The organism is Amycolatopsis arida (genome assembly GCF_900115565.1).
Classification (GTDB): domain Bacteria; phylum Actinomycetota; class Actinomycetes; order Mycobacteriales; family Pseudonocardiaceae; genus Yuhushiella; species Yuhushiella arida.
Genome location: NZ_FOWW01000008.1, coordinates 1 through 20,924, shown reverse-complemented (window position 1 = coordinate 20,924; position 20,924 = coordinate 1). Strand labels below are relative to the sequence as shown.

Below are 20,924 nucleotides of genomic sequence, written 5' to 3'. Positions count from 1 at the left end.
GTTGGAAGTCGCACGGAAGCGGGAGCCGTCGATGTCATTGCGATCGCGCGTCCGGGTCCGGGCCGCCGCGGTGGTGTCCACGCTGGCCACCGCCGGCGCCACCCTCATCGGCTGCGGTGGCGCTGGCGGGCCGGACGGCGAGCTCGTGGTGTGGAGCCTGGAGAACCTCACCGACCGGGTGCGGGCCACCGAGCAGGCCGCCGCGCGGTTCACCGAGGACACCGGGATCCCGGTGCGGATCGTGGCGATCGACGAGAACCAGTTCAGCCAGACGATCATGTCGGCCGCGGCGGCCGGCCGGCTGCCCGACGTGATCGGCGCGCTGCCGCTCACCGCGGTGTGGCAGATGGCCGGAAACGAGTTGCTGGACACCGGGGCCCACCAAGCGGTGGTCGACGCGCTCGGCGTCGGCACCTTCAGCCCTCGGGCGCTGGAGCTGACCCGCGACGGCGACCGACAGCTCGCGGTGCCCTCGGACGGCTGGACTCAGGTCCTGGTCTACCGCGCGGACCTCTTCGCCGCGGCCGGGCTGGCGCCGCCGGACACCTACGACCGGATCCTGCGCGCCGCCGAGACGCTGCACGGACCGGATCTCGTGGGCATGTCGATGGCGACCGTCGCCGGTGACGCCGCCACCGCCCAGGCGTTCGAGACCCTCGCCGTGGCCAACGGGTGCCAACTCGTCGACGGTGCCGGCGAGGTCACGGTGGACGCCCCCGCCTGCCGGGAGACCTTCGAGCTGGTGCGTCAGCTCGCCACCCGGTACTCGGCCCCGGGCGCGCAGGACATCGAGTCCATCCGGGCCACCTACTTCGCCGGCCGCTCGGCCATGGTGATGTGGTCGTCGTTCCTGCTCGACGAGCTGGGCGGGCTGCGCGACGACGTGCTGCCCACCTGCCCGGAGTGCGCCGAGACCCCTGAGTTCCTCGCCCGCAACAGCGGGGTGGTGACCGCCATCCAGGGGCCGAGCGGGTCGGCGCCGGTCCGGTACGCCGAGATCACCTCCTGGACGATTCCGGTGAACGGCGACGGCGCGCAGGCCCAGCGGTTCGTCGAGTACATGATGGGCGAGCGGGCCTACCCGGCGTGGTTCGGCATGGCGCCGGAGGGCAAGGTGCCGGTGCGCACCGGCACCCGGGACGATCCCGAGCTGTTCAGCCGGATCTGGGCGGAGTCGCCGGCCGTGGTCGACACCAAGCGCCCGCTGGCCGAGATCTACCCGCCCGAGGTGCTCGCCGAGATGCGCGCCGGCGTGCGGGAGTTCCACCGCTGGGGGTTCGACCAGGGGCAGGGCGCCCTGGTCGGCGCGACGCTCGGGGAGCTGCCGGTCCCCGAGGCGGTGAACGCGCTGCTGTCCGGCAGCACCGTGGCGGAGGTGGCGGAGGAGGCCGCCGGTGACGTCCGCTCGATCAAGACCTCGCTGGAGTGAGGGGGCACCGGCATGCTGAGGACCAGAGCGCCCCGGGGCCGGCCGACGCTGCGCCGGCAGGAGAACCGCGCCGGGCTGGCGATGGTGTCGCCGACCCTGCTGGTGGTGCTGGCGATCGTGGTGCTGCCGGCGGCGTGGACGATCGTGCTGGCGTTCCAGCGGGTCCGGCTGATCAACATCCAGGACGCCGACCTGTTCGGCCCGTACACGTTGCGCAACTTCGCCGCCGTGTTCACCTCACCGGGGTTCTGGAGCTCCGTCGTCACCACCGTGGTCTACGCCGTCGGCGGCACGGTGTTGTCGATCGCACTGGGGCTGGTCGCCGCGCTCGCCCTGCGCCGCACGTTCCGCGGCCGTGGCCTGCTGCGCGGCGCGATGCTGCTGCCGTACGTCGCGCCGGTGGTGGCGGTGGCGTTCGTGTGGGAGGTGATGCTCAGCCCGCAGTACGGGATCGTCAACGAGTGGGGCATCCGGCTGCTCGGCTGGGACCGGCCGATCGCGTTCCTCACCGACCGGGCGACCGAGGTGTCGCTGCTCGGCTGGGAGGTGGAGGTCCCGGTCGCGCTGCTGACGGTGATCGTGTTCGAGGGCTGGCGCTACTTCCCGTTCGCGTTCCTGTTCCTGCTGGCCCGGCTGCAGGCGGTGCCGAAGGACCTGGAGGAGGCGGCGACCGTGGACGGCGCCGTGCCCACCCAGCGGTTCCGGTACATCCTGCTGCCGCAGCTGGCGCCGGTGATCGCGCTGCTGGCGATGCTGCGGTTCGTGATGAACTTCACCAAGTTCGACGACGTCTACCTGCTCACCGGCGGTGGCTCGGGCACCGAGGTGGCGAGCGTGCGGGTGTACGAGTTCCTCACCGCCCGGTTCGACGTCGGCGCGGCCGCCGCGCAGGCGCTGGTGCTGGCCGCGGTGCTGCTGGCCTTCCTCGCCGGGTACCTGAGGTTCTTCGCGCCGTCCCCGAAGGAGGAGGCGTAGGTGGTGGACCGCGACTCCGTCGAGACCAAGGTCTTCGGCGCCCTGCGCTGGGTGGTCATCGCCGGGCTGGCGCTGGCGACGCTGTTCCCGTTCTACTACATGCTGCTGCTGTCGGTGCGCCCGATCGAGGAGCTGCTGCGCAACCCGGGCCGGCTGTGGGTGTCCTTCTCCGAGTGGACGGCGCGGACCTACGAGGAGGTGCTGCGCCCCACCGACGACGGCGGGCAGGGGATGTTGGCGCTGCTCGGCAACTCGGCGTTCGTCTCGGTCGGCGCGGTCGTGCTCACCCTGCTGGTGGCCATCCCGGGCGCCTACGCGGTGACCCGGTTGCGCTTCTTCGGCAGCCGGCACGTCCACTTCCTGTTCCTCGCGGTGTACCTGTTCCCGGCGATCTTGCTGGCGGTGCCGCTGTTCGTGCTGTTCACCAAGCTCGGCCTGCGCGGCTCGCTGGTCGGCCTGATGATCGTCTACATCGCACAGACGGTGCCGGTGTCGATCTACATGCTGCGCAACTACCTCGCCACGGTGCCCGAGGGCATCGAGGAGGCGGCCGCGATCGACGGCTGCTCGCGGCTGCAGACCCTGTGGCGGGTCACCGTCCCGCTGGCCGCGCCGGCGATCGCGGCGAACGCGCTGTACGTGTTCATGATCGCTTGGAACGAGTTCCTGTTCGCCCTGCTGTTCCTGGTGGAGGACCGATCACAGTGGACTGTCTCGCTCGGGCTCGCCCAGCTCGCCGACGGCGTCGAGGTGCCCAAGACCGTGCTGATGGCCGGGTCGGTGGTGCTTACCATTCCAATCGTGATCCTGTTCTACGCGGCCGAGCGGCTGCTGACCGAGGGGCTGACCAGCGGTGCCGACAAGGGCTGAGCCACCGGGCACGGCGGGCGCGCAGCACTCCGCCGGCCACCTGCTGTGGCTGGTCCGGACGGGGCGGGCCCGCACCCGCGCCGAGCTGCAGCGCACCACCGGCCTGTCGCGCTCCACCGTGGGCCAGCGGCTGGACGCCCTGCTCGCCGGCGGGTTCCTCCGCCCTGCCGGGGTGGACGCGTCCACCGGGGGGCGGCCGCCCACCCGGCTGGACTTCAACCACGACCACGGGCTGGTGGCCTGCGCCGACCTGGGGGCGACGCAGGCCCGGCTCGCGGTGTTCGATCTCGCCGGTGCGCCGCTGGCCCGGTCGCACGCCCGGCTGCGGATCAGCGAGGGCCCGGAACGGGTGCTCGACTGGGTCGACGGCGAGCTCCGCGCGCTGCTGGACCGGTGCGGGCGCCCGGCCGCGCGGCTGCGGGGCATCGGGATCGGCGTGCCGGGGCCGGTCGAGGCGAGCGCCGGGGTGGTCCGCCAGCCGCCGATCATGCCCGGCTGGGACGGCTTCCCGGTCGCCGCGCGGCTGCGCGACCGCTGGGGCGTGCCGGTGCTGGTGGACAACGACGCCAACGCCATGGCCTTCGGCGAGTACGTGGGTTCCCACCCCGACTGCCCCTCGCTGGTGCTGGTGAAGGTGGCCACCGGGATCGGCGCGGGGCTGGTGCTGAACGGGCAGGTCTACCGCGGCATCGACGGCGGCGCCGGCGACCTCGGGCACATCCGGGTGGACGGCGCCGCCGGTCGGACCGCGGCCCGGTGCATGTGCGGCGCCACCGGCTGCCTCGCCGCCCTCGCCAGCGGGGCCGCGCTGGCGCAGCGGCTGACCGAGCGCGGCGTGCCGGCGGCGTCGAGCCGCGAGTTCGTGTCGCGGGTGCGGGCCGGCGTGCCCGAGGCGGTCGCACTGGCCCGCGCGGCCGGGCAGCGGGTCGGCGAGGTGCTCAGCACCGTGGTGTGCCTGGTGAATCCGCAGGTGCTGGTGCTGGCCGGCGACCTGGCCGAGACGCAGTTCGTCACCGGCGTGCGGGAGGTGCTGTACCGGCGGGCGCTGCCGCGGGCCACCCGCAACCTGGAGGTCACCACGAGCGAGCTCGGCGAGGACGCCGGGGTGCGCGGCCTGCGGGCGATGGTCGTCGACGCGGTGTACGCGCCGGACTCGGTGGACCGCGAGCTGGACCGGCTCGCCGGCCGCGCCTGACCGGCGGCCCCCGGTCTCGGTCCCGTCAGAAGGCTCAGCCCCACCAGAACGCGGTGGCGATGATCGCGTACAGCGCGATGAGGGCGGCGCCCTCGAACCAGGTGGATTCGCCGTCGAGGACGACGATGATGGTGACCACCACGGCCAGGACCAGCGCCGCGATGAGCAGCGGCGGCAGCACCAGGGTGAACGACGCGGCCCCGATCAGCGGCGCGACCAGCACCAACACCGGCGCGAGCACGAGCGCGATCTGCAGCGGGCTCTGCAGGATCACCGCCAGGGCGTAGTCCGGCCGGTTCTGCCAGGCGAGCTGCACGCCCACCACGTTCTCCACCGCGTTGCTGGCGATGGCGACCACGACGAGACCGGCGAAGGCCTGGCTCAGGTGCAGCGCGGAGATCGCCGGCTCCAGCGCGTCGACGAACCACTCGGACACGAACCCGGCGCCGACGCCGGCGACGGCGAGCACGCCCAGCGCCACCGCCAGCGGCCAGTGCGGGCGGTGCTCGGGCGCGGCCTCGGCAACCGCACCCTCGGCGCCCTCCGGGCGGGTGGGCGGCTCCGGCCGGCGCGAGGTGACCGGCACGGACAGCGCGAACAGGACCAGCAGGACGACGGCCACCACCCGGGACAGCTCGACCTCGTGCCCGGCGGCGGGGCTGTGCAGGGCCGCGGTGAGCGCGGGGACCAGCAGCGCCGCCACCGCGAGCACCAGCATCAGCGCCGTCAGCCTGGCCGAGCCGGCGGCGAACCGTTGCGGCCCGTGCCGCAGCCCGCCGACCAGGAACGCCAGTCCCAGGACGAGCAGCACGTTGGCCAGGATCGAGCCCACGATCGCCGCCTGCACCACCCCGACCAGCCCGGCGTGCAGCGCGAACAGCACGACGAACAGCTCGGGCAGGTTGCCGAAGGCGCTCTGCACGACGCCGGTCAGCCCGGCGCCGAGCCGGTCGCCGAGGGCGTCCACGCCCAGCCCGATCAGCCGGGCCAGCAGCGCCAGCGCCACCGCGCTGACCGCGAACGGGACGATGTGCCCGACGTCGACCGCCCGGACGAGCACGGTGGCGAGCACGGCGGCGGCGCACAGCCCCAGGATCCGCAGGTCTCGGCCCCGCAGTCCCAGCCGCCCGACGACGCTGCCCGACTGTCCACTCACGACGTCACCCCTGTCCGGTGCGGTGCCGCGGCAGAACTACCCGGGCGCGTTCGTGGCGAAACCGGAGGTCCTGCTCGACACCGTGCCAGCCGGTGGGCCGGGACGAACACGTGGTCCGGCGGGGTTAGCGCCTGGCGTGGCCGGGAACTCGGAGGGCACGACATGGGAGGGCAGCCGAGATGTCCGTGCAACGGAGGATCCAGGTGTCGATCGCGCTCGGCGTTCTGCTCGGCGCGGTGCTGGTGGGGATCGGCCTCGGGGTCGGGGTGCCGTGGCTGACCTGGCTCGGGTTCCTGGTGGCGCTGGTCGCCCTGCTCGTCTGGCCGGTGTTCGGCCGGCAGCGTGGCCGCCGCGAGGACGCCGGCGGGTCGATGGTCGTCGACCACGAGCAGGCCGGTCCGCGGGCGACCGGGGGACGGCCCGACCCGAGTGACGCCGACCAGCACAGCACCACCGGACCGACCCCGAACGACGTCTACGTCGGCCGGGTCGCCGGCTCCGACCCGGGGAGCGAGGAAACCACCGGGGCCGAGCGGAGGGCCAACCCCGACGACGACCGCGACGAGCGCTGAACCGCTTCCGACCCATCGTCGGAGGGGGACATGGACCGGAACTCGGTGGTGTGGTGGCGCGAGGCCGTGATCTACGAGGTGTACCTGCGCAGCTTCGCCGACGCCGACGGGCCGCGGAGCAGCCGGACCTGAACTGGGCGACCCCGGAGGTCCGCGCCGAGTTCCTCGATGTCCTGCGGTTCTGGCTGGACCGCGGCGTCGGCGGCTTCCGGGTGGACGTCGCGCACGGTGTGGCCAAGCACCCGGACCTGCCCGACCTCGGCGTCGACCGCGAGGACCTCACCGAGCCGCCGGACCGGGCCGACCATCCCCACTGGGACCGCGACGAGGTGCACGAGATCTACCGCGAGTGGCGGGACGTGGTCGACGCCTACCCGGGGCAGCTGATGTTCGTCGCCGAGGCGTGGGTGGACCACCCCCGGCGGCTGGCCCGCTACGCGCGGCCGGACGAGCCGCACACCGCCTTCAACTTCGACTTCCTGCGCTGCTCCTGGCACCCGGACCGGCTCCGCGCCATCATCGAGGAGAGCCTGCGGGCGCTGCACGCGGTGGGCGCACCGGCGACGTGGGTGTTGTCCAACCACGACGTCACCCGGCACGTGACCCGCTACGGCCGCCGGCACACCAGCGGGCACGGCCCGAGGCGGGAGGCGACCGAGCCCGTCGACCTGGGGTTGGGCCTGCGCCGCGCCCGCGCCGCCGTGCTGCTGATGCTCGCCCTGCCCGGCAGCGCCTACCTGTACCAGGGCGAGGAGCTGGGCCTGTGGGAGGTCGCGGACCTGCCGGAGGAGGTGCTGCGGGACCCGACCTGGGAGCGTTCCGGCCACACCGTCCGCGGCAGGGACGGCTGCCGGGTGCCGCTGCCGTGGGCGGGCGACGCGCCCCCGTTCGACTTCGGTCCCGGCGGCACCGTCCCGTGGCTGCCGCAACCGCGCGAGTGGAAGGACCACACGGTCGAGGCGCAGACCGGCGACCGGCACGCGATGCTGGAGCTGTATCGCGCCGCGCTGCGCATCCGCCGCGAGCACCCCGCGCTCGGTGCCGGCACACTGCGCTGGCTGGACGCGCCACCCGGGGTGTTGCTGTTCGCCCGCGAGCCGGGATTCCGCTGCGCGGTGAACCTCGGCCCGGCACCGGTGCCCGGCGGGGCACTGCCCGCCGGCGAGGTCCTGTTGGCCAGCGTCCCCCTAGTCGACGACACGCTGCCACCGGACGCGGCGGTGTGGCTCTCGACCCCGACCGGGTGATTCCACGCCGGCTGGGTACCCGACCGTGGTGACGGAACCGAGGACCGCCGCGATCATTCCCGCAGTGAACGAAAGCAGCACCGTCGGCGATGTCGTCGACGCGGCACGGGCCGCCGAATGCGTCGACGAGGTGCTCGTCGTCGACGACGGCTCCACCGACGACACGGCGCCCGTCGCCGCCCGGCGCGGGGCCAGTGTGGTCGCCGGGCCCGGCCGGGGCAAGGGCGAGGCGATGCGGGCCGGGGTCGCCGCGACCGGCGCCGAGGTCGTGGTCTTCCTGGACGCCGACCTCACCGGGCTGCGCCCGGACCACGTCGACCGGCTGGTCCGCGCGGTGCGCGCGGACCGGGCCGGAATGGCCATCGGGCTGTTCGACCGCGGCCCGGTGCTGAACCGGGTGTTCCTGCACCTGCTGCCCCGGCTGAGCGGGGAGCGCGCGCTGCGCCGCACGCTGTTCACCTCGCTGGACCCCGCCGACGTCCGCGGCTACCGGGTGGAGGCCGCGCTCAACTCGCGCGCGGCCGACGCCGACGTTCCGGTCATCGCGTTCGTGCTCGACGGCATGTTCCACCGCACCAAGGAGGAGAAGGCGGCCAACCCGATGGTGGGGTTCCTCGGCAAGGTGGGCATGTTGCTGACCGCGGTGGGGGAGTACGCGCGGTACTGGGTGACCGGCCGGATCCGGGCCGCCCGGCGCCGAGTCAGCCGGCGCCGCTGAGATCGACGTTCGGGACGGCGAGATCTACGTTCGGGAGCGCGAGCTCGACGAACTGTCGGCGCCGGCCAGCCGGACCTTGCCCACCGGCTCCGTGGTGGACCAGCCGGGGTCGAGCCCCGGGGCGCGCAGCCGCCCACGACCCTCGTGCCGGTCGTGCCGGTCGTGCCACTGCCATTCCAGGCAGGGGGTCGTGCCCTCCCACCACAGCCGGTAGGACAGCCGGCCGGCGTGCGTGGGCGCCTCGCGCACCTCGACCTCCTGGCCGCGCCACTCCGGCGGCAGTACCGGGAGCAGGGCGAGGCCGTCCTGGCGGTCCTCGGTCACCAGCACCTCGCGCATGACGTTGAGGAGGTCGGCGGCCGCCCAGCCGTGGTGCCCGTCGCCCATGCAGCCCCCGCCCATCCGCGGATGGATCGCCTCGGGCCAGGTGTGGGTGGGGGTGGCCACGTCGAGCAGCCAGCGCACCCTTCGCCACGCCACGGGGTCGTGCCGGGCCAGCTCCACGAACGCGAGCTGCAGGGTGAGGTAGGTGCCCAGACCGGTGTGCGCGATCGCCTGGTAGAAGGCGTCGCCGAGGGTGTAGCGCCGGCGGATCTGGTCGACCGTGCCGGCGACCAGCGGGTCGTCCGGGTCGAGCAGGCGCAGCGGCGCGCAGGCCACCAGCGAGCCGATCATGCCGGCGTCGACGCCCCGGTAGGGCCCAGCGGGGATGAACCGCTCGTCCTCGCCGGCGAGCGCGGCCTCGATCGAGGCCAGTATGTCCGCGCGGAACTCCTCGGCCGTGGCCCGGATCGCCGCCGCGGCCTGGGCGTTGCCGGCGTGCTCGGCCAGCTCCGCGCCGTCGACGAGGCCGCGCAGGCACCAGAAGTCGTCCCAGTAGTAGTAGTCGAACGGGCCGAGGTGCTCGGCGGACACGCCGGCCGGTAGCAGGCCGCGCAGCTCCCCGCGCTCGGTCCGGTGCTCCCGCCGGGTGCGGTCGATCCAGTTCACCCCGCGGCGCACGCACGGCAGCAGCCGCCGGAGTAGCTCCTCGTCGCCGGTGAGCCGGTGGTGCTCGGCGATGGCCCAGATGGCGGCGCCGTTGGCGTCCCACTCCCGCCACTGGCTGTAGAAGAACCCGTCGTGGCGTTGCCGGTCGGGGTAGCTCACCAGCACGTCGGCGGCCTCCTCGTGCAGCCCCCACCGGTCGAGCGCGACGACCTGGTAGGCGGCGTCGCGGAACCAGAACCGGTGGTAGGTCGCCGGCCCGGCGGTGATGCTGCCGGGGTCGTGCAGCAACAGCAGGTAGGCGCGGTTGGCGTCGACGGCCTCCTGCAGGCCCCGGTCGGGCAGCCGGACCCGCATCCCGCGGTCGAGGTCGCGTTGCCACCGCCGCCGGACCTCGCCGGAGTCGGCCGCGCGGACCGTGGCGGCCGCGGCGGTGTGCCGGGTGCGGGACGCCGGTCCGGGTGCCAGCGGGACGCCGGCCACCACCCGCTCACCGGGGGCGAGGCGGTAGACCGCGGCCGCCTGCGCCAGCCCGGCCGGGTCGTGCACGGACACCGGCGGCTCCCCCCGCGCACCCGACGTGACCTGGTGCAGGCAGTCGCCGTCGAGGTAGGTGGACGCGGCGACCCGCTCGGGCGGCTCGGGCAGCAGGACGGCCGGTGCGCCGTCGGCCAGGATTCGGTCCCGCTCCACCCGCAGGTCCTCGACGACGGCGAGCCCCTCCGGGTTGTACGGCCGCAGCGCGAACGCGATCTCCAGTGGGCGGTCGCTCGTGTTGTCGACCTCGACGACGACCACCTCGCCGCCGGCGTCCTTGGTGGCGTAGACGCGTTGCACGGCCGCCTCGGGAGCCTCGGAATCGTCGCCGAGCCGCACCACGGTCTCCACGATCGGCACCCCGCCGGCGAGGCGCTGCTCGGGGGCCCGTAGCTGGCTCGGCAGCACCCAGGTGCCGTCGCCGGTGCCCACCCACCAGTCCAGCGACCAGGAGTCCGGCGCCGGGGTCACCAGGCCCGCCGGGTCGACGATGGCCTCCCACGGCGAGCCCGGGTTGCCGACCGCGGTCCAGTTGCGGTGGGTCATGTTCGTGGCGAACGGCAGGTGCCCGCGCGGCACGAACGACGGCGACGTCGGGTCGAGCTGCCGCTGCAACCAGTACGGCCACACCCAGTCGGGGCGGATCTGCGGCGCGGCTCGGGTGCGCAGTGCCCTGGCCAGGGTCCGCGCGCCCACCGGCAGCATCTCCGCGGGCGCCTCGATCTCGAAGCGCTGGCCCAGCCGCTGGAACGTCGACAGGTGCCGCAGGATGTCGTCCCCGATGTGGAAACGGCGGGCCAGCCGGCGTAGCAGGGCACCGCGCCAGTCGAACATGGTGACCTCCCGGTCCCGACGTCGTCCCTCTCTCCCGGCTCCCAGTACCCGCCGGGCCGCGTGGGCACACCCGCGCGGCTATGGTGACCGGGATGTCGAATCGCGAGCTGGTCGTGCTGGGCACCGCGAGCCAGGCGCCGACGCGGTTCCGCAACCACAACGGCTACCTGCTCCGCTGGGACGGCACCGGACTGCTGTTCGACCCGGGGGAAGGCACCCAGCGCCAGTTCCTGCTCGCCGGGGTGAGCGCGCACGACGTGCACCGGATCTGCGTCAGCCACTTCCATGGCGACCATTGCCTCGGGGTGCCCGGTGTCGTGCAGCGGCTGTCCCTAGACCGGGTGCCGCATCCGGTCGTCGCGCACTACCCGGCGTCGGGCCGGGAGTACTTCCACCGGCTGCGGTACGCGGCGGTGTACCACGAGGTGGCGGAGCTGCGGGAGGAGCCGGTCGAAGGGGACGGCCCGGTGGCGACCGGGCCGTTCGGCACGTTGGAGGCGCGGCGGTTGGACCACCGGATCGACTCCCACGGCTACCGGTTGGTGGAGCCGGACGGCCGGCGGATGCTGCCCGACCGGTTGGCACGGCTCGGCATCGCCGGCCCGGACATCGGGCGGCTGCGGCGGGCCGGGTCGCTGGAGGTGGCCGGGCGGCGGGTCGACGTGGCGGAGGTCAGCGAGCCGCGGCCGGGGCAGCGGTTCGCGTTCGTGCTCGACACCCGGCTCTGCGACGCGGTGTTCGCGCTGGCGGAGCGGGCCGACCTGCTGGTGATCGAGTCGACCTTCCTCGCCGAGGACGCCGCGCTGGCCGCCGAGTACGGGCACCTCACCGCGTCACAGGCCGGCAGGGTCGCCGCGGAGTGCGGTGTGCGGCGGCTGGTGTTGACGCACTTCTCGCAGCGCTACACGGAGCCGGCACGGTTTCACGACGAGGCCGCGGCGGTGTTCGGCGGCGAGGTGGTGGTCGCGGAGGACCTGCTCAGGGTGCCGGTGCCGGCACGCCGGTGATCCCCGGCGCGGGTTTGCCGCCGAGGTGCCGGGGCTACCCCCTCACCATGGGTGACTACCGGTACTCCGCGCCGGTCGAGCTACCGGCGGACCAGGTGTTCGCGTTCGTCGCCGAGCCGCGCAACCTGCCGAAGTACTTCCCTCGCGTGACCACGGCGGAGCCCAAGGACACGGCGGAGCCGGAGGGTGGGGACGCGGTGCACGTGGAGGCCGAGCTGGCGCACCGGCACGTCGAGGAGGAGGCGTGGCTGCGCCGTGACCCGGAGCGGCGCGCGCTGTCGTGGGGTGCGGAGGACGACGAGTACCACGGTGAGCTGCGGGTCGAGGAACGTGGCCCGGACGCGGCCGAGGTGCACGTCGCGCTGCACACCGGGCACGCCGACGGCGAGCGGGTGCAGCGGGAGCTGGAGCGCACGGTCGCCGCGATCACCCACCTGGCCGCCGCCGAGACCGACGTGGCGGCCGCGGACGACCAGCGCGGCTGGCTCTGATCCGGGGTTGGCGTCCCGGTCGGGCCCGGGCAGCCGGTGGCGTGGACCGAGAGCGGCACGACGACCAGCGTGAGCACGGCGATCAGGGCGAGTACCTGCGCCGGTTGGTTGAGGACGACGCGAGCCGGACGTCGCTGGAGGAGGGCGGTGCCGGGCTCGAGTTCCAGGATTCCAGGATGAGCCCGATCCGCAGGAGCGGTACAGCTCCGAGCCGGGGGATCCGGACGAGACCAGCACGACCGGGGCCGTCGGGCTCAGTGACCTCCCGCTCGACAAGGAGGACACCCAGTCCGGCTGACCGGCTCGGCCGGGCTCGAGTCGGCAGGCGGACTGGGCTGCCGGGTCGAGCTGCGCCGAGCCGCACGGTGTCGAGTCGCGTCGAGTTGCGACGGTGTCGAGCCGCACGGTGCCGACGAGGGTCCTGCCGAGCAGGTGGTCCCGTCCCTCGGCCATCGCACGGATGTGACCGGCCGCCACGGGACGAGGTCCGGAGTGGACGGTCGGGGAGAGCGCCTTCTCCGCCCCGACGGCGGCGCGCCCGCCTTGGCCAGCCGAAGTCTCCCCTGACCGCTCTTCCGGTGACCGCCGCGCCACCGAACACGTCGGGCGGACCGCGTCACTGCGGCCCGCCCGACGGTGTCGCTCACCGCTCGCCGGTTCAGGTCTCCTCGGCCGACAGCCGCTGGACCAGCAGCCGCTTGCCCTGCTCACCGGCCTTCCGGTTGTTCTCCTGGATCCTGCGGAACCATTCGGCGAGCTCGGTGTCGCCCTGCTGCTCCGCGTCGGCGATGTAGGTCTCCAGCTGCCAGATGTAGTGCAGCGAGTCCCGCAGGACGCTCACCAGGTTGTAGTTCTTGTCCTTGGCCGGGCTGGCCGGTTCACCTGCCACCGGGTGCTCCTTTCGGTCGTTCGCTTCACGCCGGCCACGCGAGCCCTCGGCGTGGCCCGTCCCGGGATACCCAGCACGGCGCGCACTATGCCGGCGCTCGCCCCGTCGTCCCCAGGTGCTCGCGCAGCTGCTGGCAGGCGTCCTCGCAGGTGCGGCACGCCTCGGCGCACACCGCGCAGTGCGGGTGGTCCCCGCCGTGCCGCTCGCACTCGGCGGCGCAGCCGCGGCAGGCCTGCTCGCAGGCCGCCAGCAGCGCCGCCGTGAGGTCCGGCGAACCCGAGCGGCGGGACACCACCCGCGCCGTCGTCTCGCACACGTCGGCGCAGTCGAGGTTCGCCCGCACGCAGCCGATCAGCCGCTCCGGGTTCGCGTCGCCGAGGCAGGCGTCCGCGCACGCGGTGCACGCCTGCGCGCAGGACAGGCACTCCTCGATGCAGGCGACGATCGCCGCGGGATCGACACCGCCCAGCTCGGCCGGGTGGGTCTCCAGCATCCGCAGTGCTCGGGTCATCTGGTCCTCCTCGAATCAATGGAACGGCGCCCCACCGGAGCTACTGGCCGGTGGGGTAGGTCTCCGCCTCGCCCGGAACGGGCTCGGTGGCGTGCAGCGGCCGCAGCGCCGAGGTGCGGTCGCAGAACAGGAACGCGTCGTAGCGGCGGGCCGGCACGGTGGGCACGTAGTTGCCGCGCCGCTCGCGACGCGGGTCGTAGACGACCCCGATGGCCCGGTGCCCGCGCACCTGCCCCGCCCACCCGCGCGGTGCGTCGAGCAGGATCAACACGTCGGTTCCGACCTCGTGCAGCAGTGCTTCCAGACTGCCCGCCCCGGCCTCGGGCACCGCCATCCGGCGCTGCGGGCCGCCCCAGAAGTCCCCCGCGATGACGCTGCCCTCGTAGGTGCCGAACCCGACCAGGGCCACGTCGCCCGCGCCGTACCGCTCCCGCGCCAGCTGGCCGATGTTGACCAGCCCGGCGGCGGCCATGTCGGTGGCCCGCGCGTCGCCGACGTGGGTGTTGTGCGCCCACACCACCGACTTCGCTCCTGGCCCGTACGCCTCGAGCAGCCGGTCCAGCGTGTCGGTCATGTGGTGGTCGCGGACGTTCCACGACCGCCGGTCGCCGCGCACCATCTCCCGGTAGTACCGCTCGGCGCCGGCCACCACCTCGGCGTTCTGCCGGGCGACGAACCGCGGGTCGAGCCCGGCCGCCGGCAGGTCGTCGACCTGCTCGCGCAGCCGCCGCAGCAGCCGCACCACCTCGTCGACACAGGTGTCCGGCACCACGGTGCTGGCGAAGCCGTACGCCTGCGGGTCCTCCCGGTACGGCTCGAAGCAACGGAACGCCGCGAGCGCGGTGTCGACGTGCTCGGGCTCGTGCTCGCGCAGGTAGCCGAGCACCGCGCGCAGCGAGTCCCACAGGCTGTACACGTCCAGGCCGTGGAAGCCCACCGGCGGGCCGTCCCGCCGGGCGTTGAACGCGCGCAGCCACCGCGCGAACTCCAGGACCTCCTCGTTGGCCCACATCCAGCGCGGCCAGCGATCGAAGCCGAGCAGCACCTCGGCGGGGTCGCCGGGGACCTCCGGCGCGCCGGCCACGCAGCAGTGCAGCCGGTGGCAGTCCGGCCAGTCGCCCTCCACGGCGACGAACGAGAAGCCGTGCTCGGCGATCAGCCGCCGGGTCAGCTCGGCGCGCCACCGGTAGAACTCGGACGTGCCGTGGGACGCCTCGCCGATCAGCACGTGCCGGGCGTCGCCGACGCGGGCCAGCAGCGGGTCGAGGTCCTCCTGGCCGTGCAGCGGGAGCGCGTCCCGCCGCACGTCGTCCGCCGTCGTGTCCACGCCATCCTCCATGCCACGGGGTGCGGCTGCCGTCCGAGCTGGGATAGCCCCCGGCGGGCGGGTCCACACCTGCCCGAGCGCGAGTTCCGCGGGTCGCGCTCGCCGCCGGCGCTCGGATCGGAGCTCAGGGAGCGTGAACCGTCAACCTGATGGACCTTGACTCGGTCAGCTCCTCCCAGCGAGCATGACTGCTCGTTCGTCGCCGCCAGGAGGTCGGCCCGATGGTGTTCCGCGTCCTGCTCGCCGTGGTCCTGCTCGTGGTCCCGGCACCGGTGGCCAGCGCCGCTCCCGTATCCGAGCCCGCCGCCGAGGCCGCCGTCCCGGTGCCCGACGTGCTCCCGACGCCGCGGTCGATCACCCCCCGCGGGGGTGCGTTTCCGGTGCCGCCGGTGGTCGCGGTGGTCCGTGGCCCCGCCACCGACCCGGCCGCCGCCCGCGAGCTGGAGGCGGTGCTGCGGGCGGCGGGCGCGCGCGTGGTGCTGTCCGGCGGTCCCGCCCCGCTCACCGTGTGGCTCGACGACTCCCGGGAGTCGTCGGACGCGTTGCGCCGGATGCGGGTCGCCGGCCCGGCCGGGCTCCCGGCCGAGGGCTACGTGCTCGCCGCCCGGCCCGGCCGGCTGGTGCTCGCCGGGGTGGACGGCGTCGGCACCTTCCACGCGGTGCAGACGCTGCGGCAGGTGCTCGCCCGCCGCGGCCCGGTGAGCCTGCTTCCGTCGCTCGACGTGCGGGACTGGCCCACCATGGCCTGGCGCGGCGTCGTCGAGGGATTCTACGGTCCACTGTGGAGCACAGCGGACCGGATCCGGCAGCTGGACCGCGCGGCGGCGACGAAGCTGAACACCTACGTCTACGCCGCCAAGGACGACCCCTACCACCGAGAGCGCTGGCGCGAGCCCTACCCCGAGCAACGGCTGCGTGAGCTCGGCGAGGTGGCGGCGCACGCCGCGAGCCGGCACGTGCGGTTCGTGTTCGCGGTGTCGCCGGGGCTGGACGTCTGCCACTCCGCACCGGCCGACCTCGCCGCGCTGACCGCGAAGGCGGAGGCGCTGTGGGAGCGCGGGGTGCGGCGCTTCGCGCTGTTCTTCGACGACATCGGCGGCGGATTGCACTGCGCGGAGGACGAGCGTCGGTTCGGGACGGACCCGGCACCGCTGGCCGCCGCGCAGGCGCACCTGCTGGCCGAGTTCCGCCGCGCCTTCCTCGCCGGGCGGCCGGAGGCGGGCCCGCTGGTCACCGTGCCCACCGAGTACGCCGGCGCCGCGGGATCGACCTACCAGCGCCGGTTCGGCGAGCTGGTCGAGCCCGGCGTGCTGGTGTACTGGACCGGTCCCGAGGTGGTGTCCGCGACCGTGGACGAGGCCGACGCGGCGGCCGCGCACGCCGTGTTCCGGCACGACCTGCTGCTGTGGGACAACTTTCCGGTCAACGACTTCGATCCGCGCCGGCTGTTCCTCGGCCCGCTGGTCGGGCGGTCCGCCACACTGCACCGGGCCGGCGTGCACGGTCTGACCGCGAACCCGATGGTCGAGTCGGAGCCGTCCGCGCTGGGCCTGGTGACCGCCGCCGACTACGCGTGGAACGCCGGCGGGTACCGTCCCGAGCAGTCGTGGCGCACGGCGCTGCGGCTGGTCGGCGGGGGCGCGGCCGAGTCGCTGCGGGTGTTCGCCGACGCCAACCGTGGTTCCCTGCTGGACCCGACCCCCGCGCCGGAGCTGAGCGCGCGGATCGACGCGTTCTGGGCCGAGCACGAGCGCGGTGTCGCCGGTCCGGCGGCCCGCGCGCTGGAGGAGTGGTTCGGTGCCATGGCCGTGGCGCCGGCCCGGCTGCGCGAGGGCATGGGGAATCCGGCGTTCGTCGAGCAGGCCGAGCCGTGGCTGACCAAGCTCCGGTGGTACGGCGTCGCCGGCGAGGCCAGCACCCGCGAGTTGGCCGCGCTGCTCCGTGGGGACGACACCACGGCGTGGCGGCAACGGGTGGTCCGGGACACGGCCACGGCCACCGCACGGACCGTCTACCAGCGGGTGGCACCGGAGGTGATGCGGCCGTTCCTGGACCGGGTGTCCGCCGCGAGTCGGGTGGTCACGCTGGAGGCGACCCCGGACGGCACCGGCGGGCTGACCCTCACCGCCGGCGTCCGCTCGGGGGCGGTGCCCATCGATCATGTGGAGTTCTACTCCGGCGACCGGCTCGTCGGGAGGGCCGACCAGGGGCCCTACCGGCTGGACTGGCCCGATCCGGCCGCCGCGCGGCACGTGCTCACCGCGCGGGCGGTCGCCGCCGACGGGACGGCCGTGCGCTCCGCTCCGGTGCGGCGGACGGTCGGTGCCCCCGACCCCGCGCTGCTGGTGGTCGGCACGGTGGACGCCGTGGGCGACGTCGCGGTGCGGCACCGGCTCGAGGAGCTGGGCCTGCCGGTCGAGGTGAAGGCGGCCGCGGACACCACGAGCGCGGACGCCGACGGCAAGGCGTTGGTGGTGATCTCGTCCACCGCGATCTCCGGCGACGTGGGCACGAAGTTCACCGTGGCCCCGGTGCCGGTGCTGACGTGGGAGTCGTTCGTGTTCGACGATCTGGGCATGGCGGCCGAGGTGGGGGAGACCTGGCGGGTGGACTCGGTCGTCATCACCGACCCGGCCAGCCCGCTCGCCGGCGGTCACACCGGCGAGGTCACCGTGTACACGGGCCCGGACCGGGTGCGGTGGGGGGTGCCGGCACCGGCGGCCGAGCGCGCCGCGGGCCTTCCCGGTGACGAGGCCAAGGCCACCCTGTTCGGGTACCGCACCGGTGACGCCATGGTCGAGGGCACCGCGCCCGCGCCCCGGATCGGGCTGTTCCTCGGCGACGACGGGCTGGACACGGACGTCGTGACCGCCGCCGCCGTCGATCTGTTCGACACGGCCGTGTGCCAGGCCGTGCCGGCAGGGTGCGTGACGGCGACCCGCTGAGGCCGGCCAGCCTGGCGAGCCACCTCGGGCGTCGTGTGCCACGCTGGGCACGTGGAGTTCCTGTACCGAGTCCTCGCCACGGCGGTGGCCGTATGGGTGTCGACGGTGCTGCCCGGCGTGGACCTGCTGGCGGGCTCGACCGCGGCCAGGATCGGCACCCTTGTCGGCGTCGCGGTGCTGTTCGGCTTGGTCAACGCCGTGCTCAAGCCGTTGATCAAGGTTGTCGGCTGCGTGTTCTACCTGCTCACGCTCGGGTTGATCGGGCTGGTGGTGAACGGGCTGCTGTTCTGGTTCACCGCGTGGGCCGCGGGGGAACTCGGCCTACCGTTCACCGTCACGGGGTTCTGGCCCGGCTTCTGGGGCGCGATCATCGTCGCGGTGGTGAGCTTCGTGCTCACCGTTCCGTTGCACGCCAGATCGATCGGTCGGGACCGGCAGCGCCAGTCCCGCTGAGCGCGCAACGTCAGGCCGGCCGCCGCACGTCGCGCAGCGCGCGACCGGTGGTGGGATGGACCGGCATGACGTCGCTGAGCCCGGTGAGCTGCAGCGGGCGCAGCACCTCGCGGCGCGTCGCGACGATGCGGGTGCCCGCCCCGCGCTGGCGCAGCGTGTCATAGGCGTGCACCAGGATCGACAGCCCGGTGGACCCGAGGAACCGGACGGCCGAGAGGTCGACGACCAGCCCGTCCGGCTCCGCCGCCAGCGCCTCGTCGACCGCGGATCGCAGGACCTCGGCGCTGCCGAGATCCACCTCCCCTTCGACCCTGACCACGCAGACGGGGCCGATCCGTTCGGTGCTCGCCCGCAACAGGCCCACCGCGATGGGGGACAACTGGACGGTGTGCTCGGACGCCGTGTAGTCGGACAGTGTCGTCATTGCTGCCTCCTGCCGTGAGTACCTCCTGGACGGGGATGCCACGGCTGGGCGCTGCGCGTAGCCGACGCGGCGTCCCCTGCGGCTGTCGGCTCAACCGGCGGACCTCCTCGACGGTAGGCCGTTCGGAGCACGCGGACAACCGCCCGCGAGGTGGACCTCGGACGGGCACCTTCCGCGTTTGGGCCGATTAATCGCGGGTATGCGGGCATCGGGCCGACGCGGTCCGGTTCGCGCGTGAGAAGCGCAGCTCAGCCGCGAGGGGCGCACCGTGCGGGCTGGCCCCGGCGATGAATTCCTGGGGGATGGTGATTCCCGGCCGGGGATGGGCGCCGCGAGTTCGCCCGCTCGTGACCGGATCGTGGTACGACGAGATCGCGTCAGCGTCGGAAGTAGGCGCGGACCGTGGTGTGGTCGGCGGCGGTGTGGGTACGGACGAGGTCGGCCAGCTGGTTGACCAGGAGCAGGCCACGCCCGCCGGGCTGGTCGGGTGCGACGGGAACGCGGCCGGCCAGGGGATCGGCCAGGTGGCCGGCGTCGGTGACATCGCACACGACGTGGTCGTCGTCGGCCCAGATCGCCAGCTCGCCCGAGCCACCGCCGTGCAGCACGCTGTTGGTGCCCAGCTCGGCGACGGTGAGGGCGAGATCCGCGTGCCGCGGTTCCGGCAGGCCCAGCGCCGCGGCCCGGTCCACCGCGAACCGGCGGAGGGCACGGAGGGTGTCGACGGTGAACGACCGGGTCGGCACATCCGGCGGCCGCTCCAGGGGACGGTTCCAGCCGTGGACGACACTCATCGGGTCGTAGCGGGTGCTGGGCAGCTCACCGGTGCCGTTCACCAGGACGGGATGGGTGGCGGCCGCCTCCGTCACCACCGCGGGATCGAGGCGTTCGACATCGTAGGGGCAGAGGATGGTGGCGGGGCGGCCCCGGAACGCGATGTTGATCAGCGCCTCGTGCTGGGCGCAGGCCGGGTACTCGGCGGCGCGCCGGCCGGGCCAGATCGGTTCGCCGATGATCCGGACCCTGCCGTCGTGCGCGTTGGCGAACGGCAACAGGACACCGGGCAGGATCCGACCCGGGTTGCGGCCGGCCTCGGACATGTCGAGCAGCCGGACCGATGTCGCGGCCGGTCCCAGCGCCTTCTCGAGCAGCGCGAGGTTCGGGCCCGGCACGGCGACCGCGACCGGTTCTCCCGCGGTCAACCCGTCCAGGACGAACGGCACGGTACCGGCCAGGTACTCGTCCTGCCCGCGGTAGAGCAGCGCGGGATGGACGAACGCGGCGGCTCCGTCGCCGCTACCCACGGGAGGACCTCCGTTCCGGCTCGGCAGGCCCACCGCGAGGAACAGTCGTGCGCCGAACAGCCATGTCGTCACACTATCGCTGGGCTTCCGGGTCGGCCGCGTGCCGACCTGGTAAGGGCCCGTGGGGCGGGCGGCGGGTAGCTCAGGCGTCCCGGCGCCGCCCCACGGCGGTCAGCGGCGCGCGGCCAGAAGACTGGCCATGCGTTCGTCCGGGCGGGCCGACGGCAGCGCCGAACCGGGGCGGTCGTCTGAAGCACCGCGCCTGGTCTCGTGGTTCGGGGGGCGTCGCCAGAGCGCCGGCGCGACCGGCCTGCCGGCGGAACATCCGGGATCGGCGGGTGGTCGTACCCGGTGTCGCCCGGGCCGCCGTCCGTGGACGCTCCGTACCCCCGGTGAGCTGGGGATTCTCGATCAAGGGGACCCCCCTTGTCATCGGGATCTCGGGGGTGGGTAATCTTCTCCTCGTCGCCAGGGAGACCGGGCGGACGGGCCGGAGCGCCGGGCCGGACGCGCGGGTTACCGGGCGGGGGAATACGAACCAAGCTCCCACCGTTGTGGTAGAGTGGGTGTTCCCCGCGGAGCGCCGCTCCTTATCTCCTTCGAGAAACGTCGACTACGACCGAGCGTCGCTGTCGCCGTGCCGGAGGCGTGGAGTCGAAACTCCGGCGGAAAACACGAGATACGAACACCTCAGTGTTGTTTGAGAACTCAACAGTGTGCTAGTGAGCTTTGTTTAGCCAGTAGTTTGATTTTTGCCCCTTTTTTGTGGGTTTCTTTGAGATTGATGGTTTGTGCCATTGGTCGACTCTTGACAGCATTGTTGGAGAGTTTGATCCTGGCTCAGGACGAACGCTGGCGGCGTGCTTAACACATGCAAGTCGGACGCTGAAGCATCTTCGGGTGTGGATGAGTGGCGAACGGGTGAGTAACACGTGGGTGACCTGCCCTGCACTTTGGGATAAGCCCTGGAAACGGGGTCTAATACCGGATATGACCGTCTCCTGCATGGGGGGTGGTGGAAAGCCTTTTGGGGTGGTGTGGGATGGGCCCGCG

At 73.6% G+C, this 20,924-nt stretch carries 18 protein-coding genes and 1 rRNA gene; 12 read left to right on the top strand and 7 right to left on the bottom strand.

The features are described 5' to 3' along the window. Window positions 1–31 precede the first annotated feature (31 nt). Genes BM051_RS20960 through BM051_RS20945 form a run of 4 tightly spaced genes read left to right on the top strand, consistent with a single transcriptional unit; the run spans window position 32 to window position 4,469 of the window. Window positions 32–1,429 (top strand): ABC transporter substrate-binding protein, encoded by a 1,398-nt coding sequence (locus BM051_RS20960; protein WP_092533141.1) that lies wholly within the window; start codon window positions 32–34, stop codon window positions 1,427–1,429. A 12-nt stretch (window positions 1,430–1,441) separates the two neighbouring features. Beyond that, on the top strand, window positions 1,442–2,404 hold the full coding sequence (locus tag BM051_RS20955) for a carbohydrate ABC transporter permease (RefSeq protein ID WP_092533138.1): 963 nt from the start codon (window positions 1,442–1,444) through the stop codon (window positions 2,402–2,404). After that, the gene (locus tag BM051_RS20950) at window positions 2,405–3,274 is read left to right on the top strand and encodes a carbohydrate ABC transporter permease (protein ID WP_208325988.1); all 870 of its coding nucleotides are present in this window, start codon (window positions 2,405–2,407) and stop codon (window positions 3,272–3,274) included. Next, entirely contained in the window at window positions 3,258–4,469 is a 1,212-nt protein-coding gene (locus BM051_RS20945) for an ROK family transcriptional regulator (RefSeq protein ID WP_092533135.1), read from the top strand. Before BM051_RS20950 ends, BM051_RS20945 begins: the two co-directional genes overlap by 17 nt. Before the next feature lie 34 nt (window positions 4,470–4,503). Here BM051_RS20945 and cax read toward each other — a convergent pair whose 3' ends face one another. Further along, window positions 4,504–5,625, bottom strand: a complete 1,122-nt coding sequence (cax, locus tag BM051_RS20940) for a calcium/proton exchanger (protein WP_208325987.1) — start codon at window positions 5,623–5,625, stop codon at window positions 4,504–4,506. A 179-nt stretch (window positions 5,626–5,804) separates the two neighbouring features. Here cax and BM051_RS20935 point away from each other — a divergent pair, with 179 nt between their 5' ends. The 3 genes from BM051_RS20935 to BM051_RS20925 all read left to right on the top strand — a co-directional run bounded on the left by BM051_RS20935 (window position 5,805) and on the right by BM051_RS20925 (window position 8,162). Continuing rightward, window positions 5,805–6,197, top strand: coding sequence for a hypothetical protein (locus tag BM051_RS20935; RefSeq protein WP_092533132.1), 393 nt, complete (start codon window positions 5,805–5,807; stop codon window positions 6,195–6,197). 128 nt (window positions 6,198–6,325) lie between these two features. Next, window positions 6,326–7,444, top strand: a complete 1,119-nt coding sequence (locus BM051_RS20930) for an alpha-amylase family glycosyl hydrolase (protein ID WP_341770828.1) — start codon at window positions 6,326–6,328, stop codon at window positions 7,442–7,444. A gap of 25 nt (window positions 7,445–7,469) precedes the next feature. After that, window positions 7,470–8,162 carry a glycosyltransferase gene (locus BM051_RS20925; protein WP_092533126.1) on the top strand — a complete coding sequence of 231 codons (693 nt, stop codon included), beginning with the start codon at window positions 7,470–7,472 and terminating at the stop codon, window positions 8,160–8,162. Window positions 8,163–8,186: 24 nt separating this feature from the next. Here the strand turns inward: BM051_RS20925 and BM051_RS20920 are convergent, their stop codons facing one another. Next, complete coding sequence (locus BM051_RS20920) at window positions 8,187–10,520, bottom strand: glycoside hydrolase family 15 protein (RefSeq protein ID WP_092533124.1); 2,334 nt, start codon at window positions 10,518–10,520, stop codon at window positions 8,187–8,189. A 92-nt stretch (window positions 10,521–10,612) separates the two neighbouring features. Between BM051_RS20920 and BM051_RS20915 the strand changes: the two genes are divergently transcribed. Both BM051_RS20915 and BM051_RS20910 read left to right on the top strand, forming a co-directional pair. Further along, window positions 10,613–11,527, top strand: a complete 915-nt coding sequence (locus BM051_RS20915) for a ribonuclease Z (RefSeq protein ID WP_092533121.1) — start codon at window positions 10,613–10,615, stop codon at window positions 11,525–11,527. A 47-nt stretch (window positions 11,528–11,574) separates the two neighbouring features. After that, window positions 11,575–12,018, top strand: a complete 444-nt coding sequence (locus tag BM051_RS20910) for an SRPBCC family protein (RefSeq protein WP_092533119.1) — start codon at window positions 11,575–11,577, stop codon at window positions 12,016–12,018. A 658-nt stretch (window positions 12,019–12,676) separates the two neighbouring features. On the opposite strand, the gene BM051_RS20905 is transcribed toward BM051_RS20910, so the two are convergent. From BM051_RS20905 to BM051_RS20895, 3 genes are all read right to left on the bottom strand, one after another. Beyond that, window positions 12,677–12,907: a hypothetical protein gene (locus tag BM051_RS20905; protein ID WP_092533116.1), complete on the bottom strand. Its 231-nt coding sequence runs from the start codon at window positions 12,905–12,907 to the stop codon at window positions 12,677–12,679. Window positions 12,908–12,992: 85 nt separating this feature from the next. After that, entirely contained in the window at window positions 12,993–13,418 is a 426-nt protein-coding gene (locus BM051_RS20900; protein ID WP_092533113.1) for a four-helix bundle copper-binding protein, read from the bottom strand. A 40-nt stretch (window positions 13,419–13,458) separates the two neighbouring features. Then, complete coding sequence (locus tag BM051_RS20895; RefSeq protein WP_243859677.1) at window positions 13,459–14,745, bottom strand: erythromycin esterase family protein; 1,287 nt, start codon at window positions 14,743–14,745, stop codon at window positions 13,459–13,461. A gap of 221 nt (window positions 14,746–14,966) precedes the next feature. On the opposite strand from BM051_RS20895, the gene BM051_RS20890 reads away from it, so the two are divergent. Both BM051_RS20890 and BM051_RS20885 read left to right on the top strand, forming a co-directional pair. Next, on the top strand, window positions 14,967–17,690 hold the full coding sequence (locus BM051_RS20890; RefSeq protein WP_092533107.1) for a beta-N-acetylglucosaminidase domain-containing protein: 2,724 nt from the start codon (window positions 14,967–14,969) through the stop codon (window positions 17,688–17,690). Between the two features lie 51 nt (window positions 17,691–17,741). Further along, window positions 17,742–18,143, top strand: coding sequence for a phage holin family protein (locus BM051_RS20885; protein WP_092533104.1), 402 nt, complete (start codon window positions 17,742–17,744; stop codon window positions 18,141–18,143). 10 nt (window positions 18,144–18,153) lie between these two features. Here the strand turns inward: BM051_RS20885 and BM051_RS20880 are convergent, their stop codons facing one another. Next, complete coding sequence (locus BM051_RS20880) at window positions 18,154–18,567, bottom strand: anti-sigma factor antagonist (protein WP_092533101.1); 414 nt, start codon at window positions 18,565–18,567, stop codon at window positions 18,154–18,156. Between the two features lie 377 nt (window positions 18,568–18,944). After that, window positions 18,945–19,871, bottom strand: a complete 927-nt coding sequence (locus BM051_RS20875; protein WP_092533098.1) for a sensor histidine kinase — start codon at window positions 19,869–19,871, stop codon at window positions 18,945–18,947. 817 nt (window positions 19,872–20,688) lie between these two features. Between BM051_RS20875 and BM051_RS20870 the strand changes: the two genes are divergently transcribed. Continuing rightward, a 16S ribosomal RNA gene (locus tag BM051_RS20870) occupies window positions 20,689–20,924 on the top strand; the annotation flags it as partial.

Coding starts and splice junctions, on each gene's coding strand:
- BM051_RS20880 (WP_092533101.1), bottom strand. CDS start 18,567: ATGACGACACTGTCCGACTACACGGCGTCCGAGCACACCGTCCAGTTG.
- BM051_RS20910 (WP_092533119.1), top strand. CDS start 11,575: ATGGGTGACTACCGGTACTCCGCGCCGGTCGAGCTACCGGCGGACCAG.
- BM051_RS20960 (WP_092533141.1), top strand. CDS start 32: ATGTCATTGCGATCGCGCGTCCGGGTCCGGGCCGCCGCGGTGGTGTCC.
- BM051_RS20890 (WP_092533107.1), top strand. CDS start 14,967: ATGGTGTTCCGCGTCCTGCTCGCCGTGGTCCTGCTCGTGGTCCCGGCA.
- BM051_RS20935 (WP_092533132.1), top strand. CDS start 5,805: ATGTCCGTGCAACGGAGGATCCAGGTGTCGATCGCGCTCGGCGTTCTG.
- BM051_RS20920 (WP_092533124.1), bottom strand. CDS start 10,520: ATGTTCGACTGGCGCGGTGCCCTGCTACGCCGGCTGGCCCGCCGTTTC.
- BM051_RS20955 (WP_092533138.1), top strand. CDS start 1,442: ATGCTGAGGACCAGAGCGCCCCGGGGCCGGCCGACGCTGCGCCGGCAG.
- BM051_RS20915 (WP_092533121.1), top strand. CDS start 10,613: ATGTCGAATCGCGAGCTGGTCGTGCTGGGCACCGCGAGCCAGGCGCCG.
- BM051_RS20900 (WP_092533113.1), bottom strand. CDS start 13,418: ATGACCCGAGCACTGCGGATGCTGGAGACCCACCCGGCCGAGCTGGGC.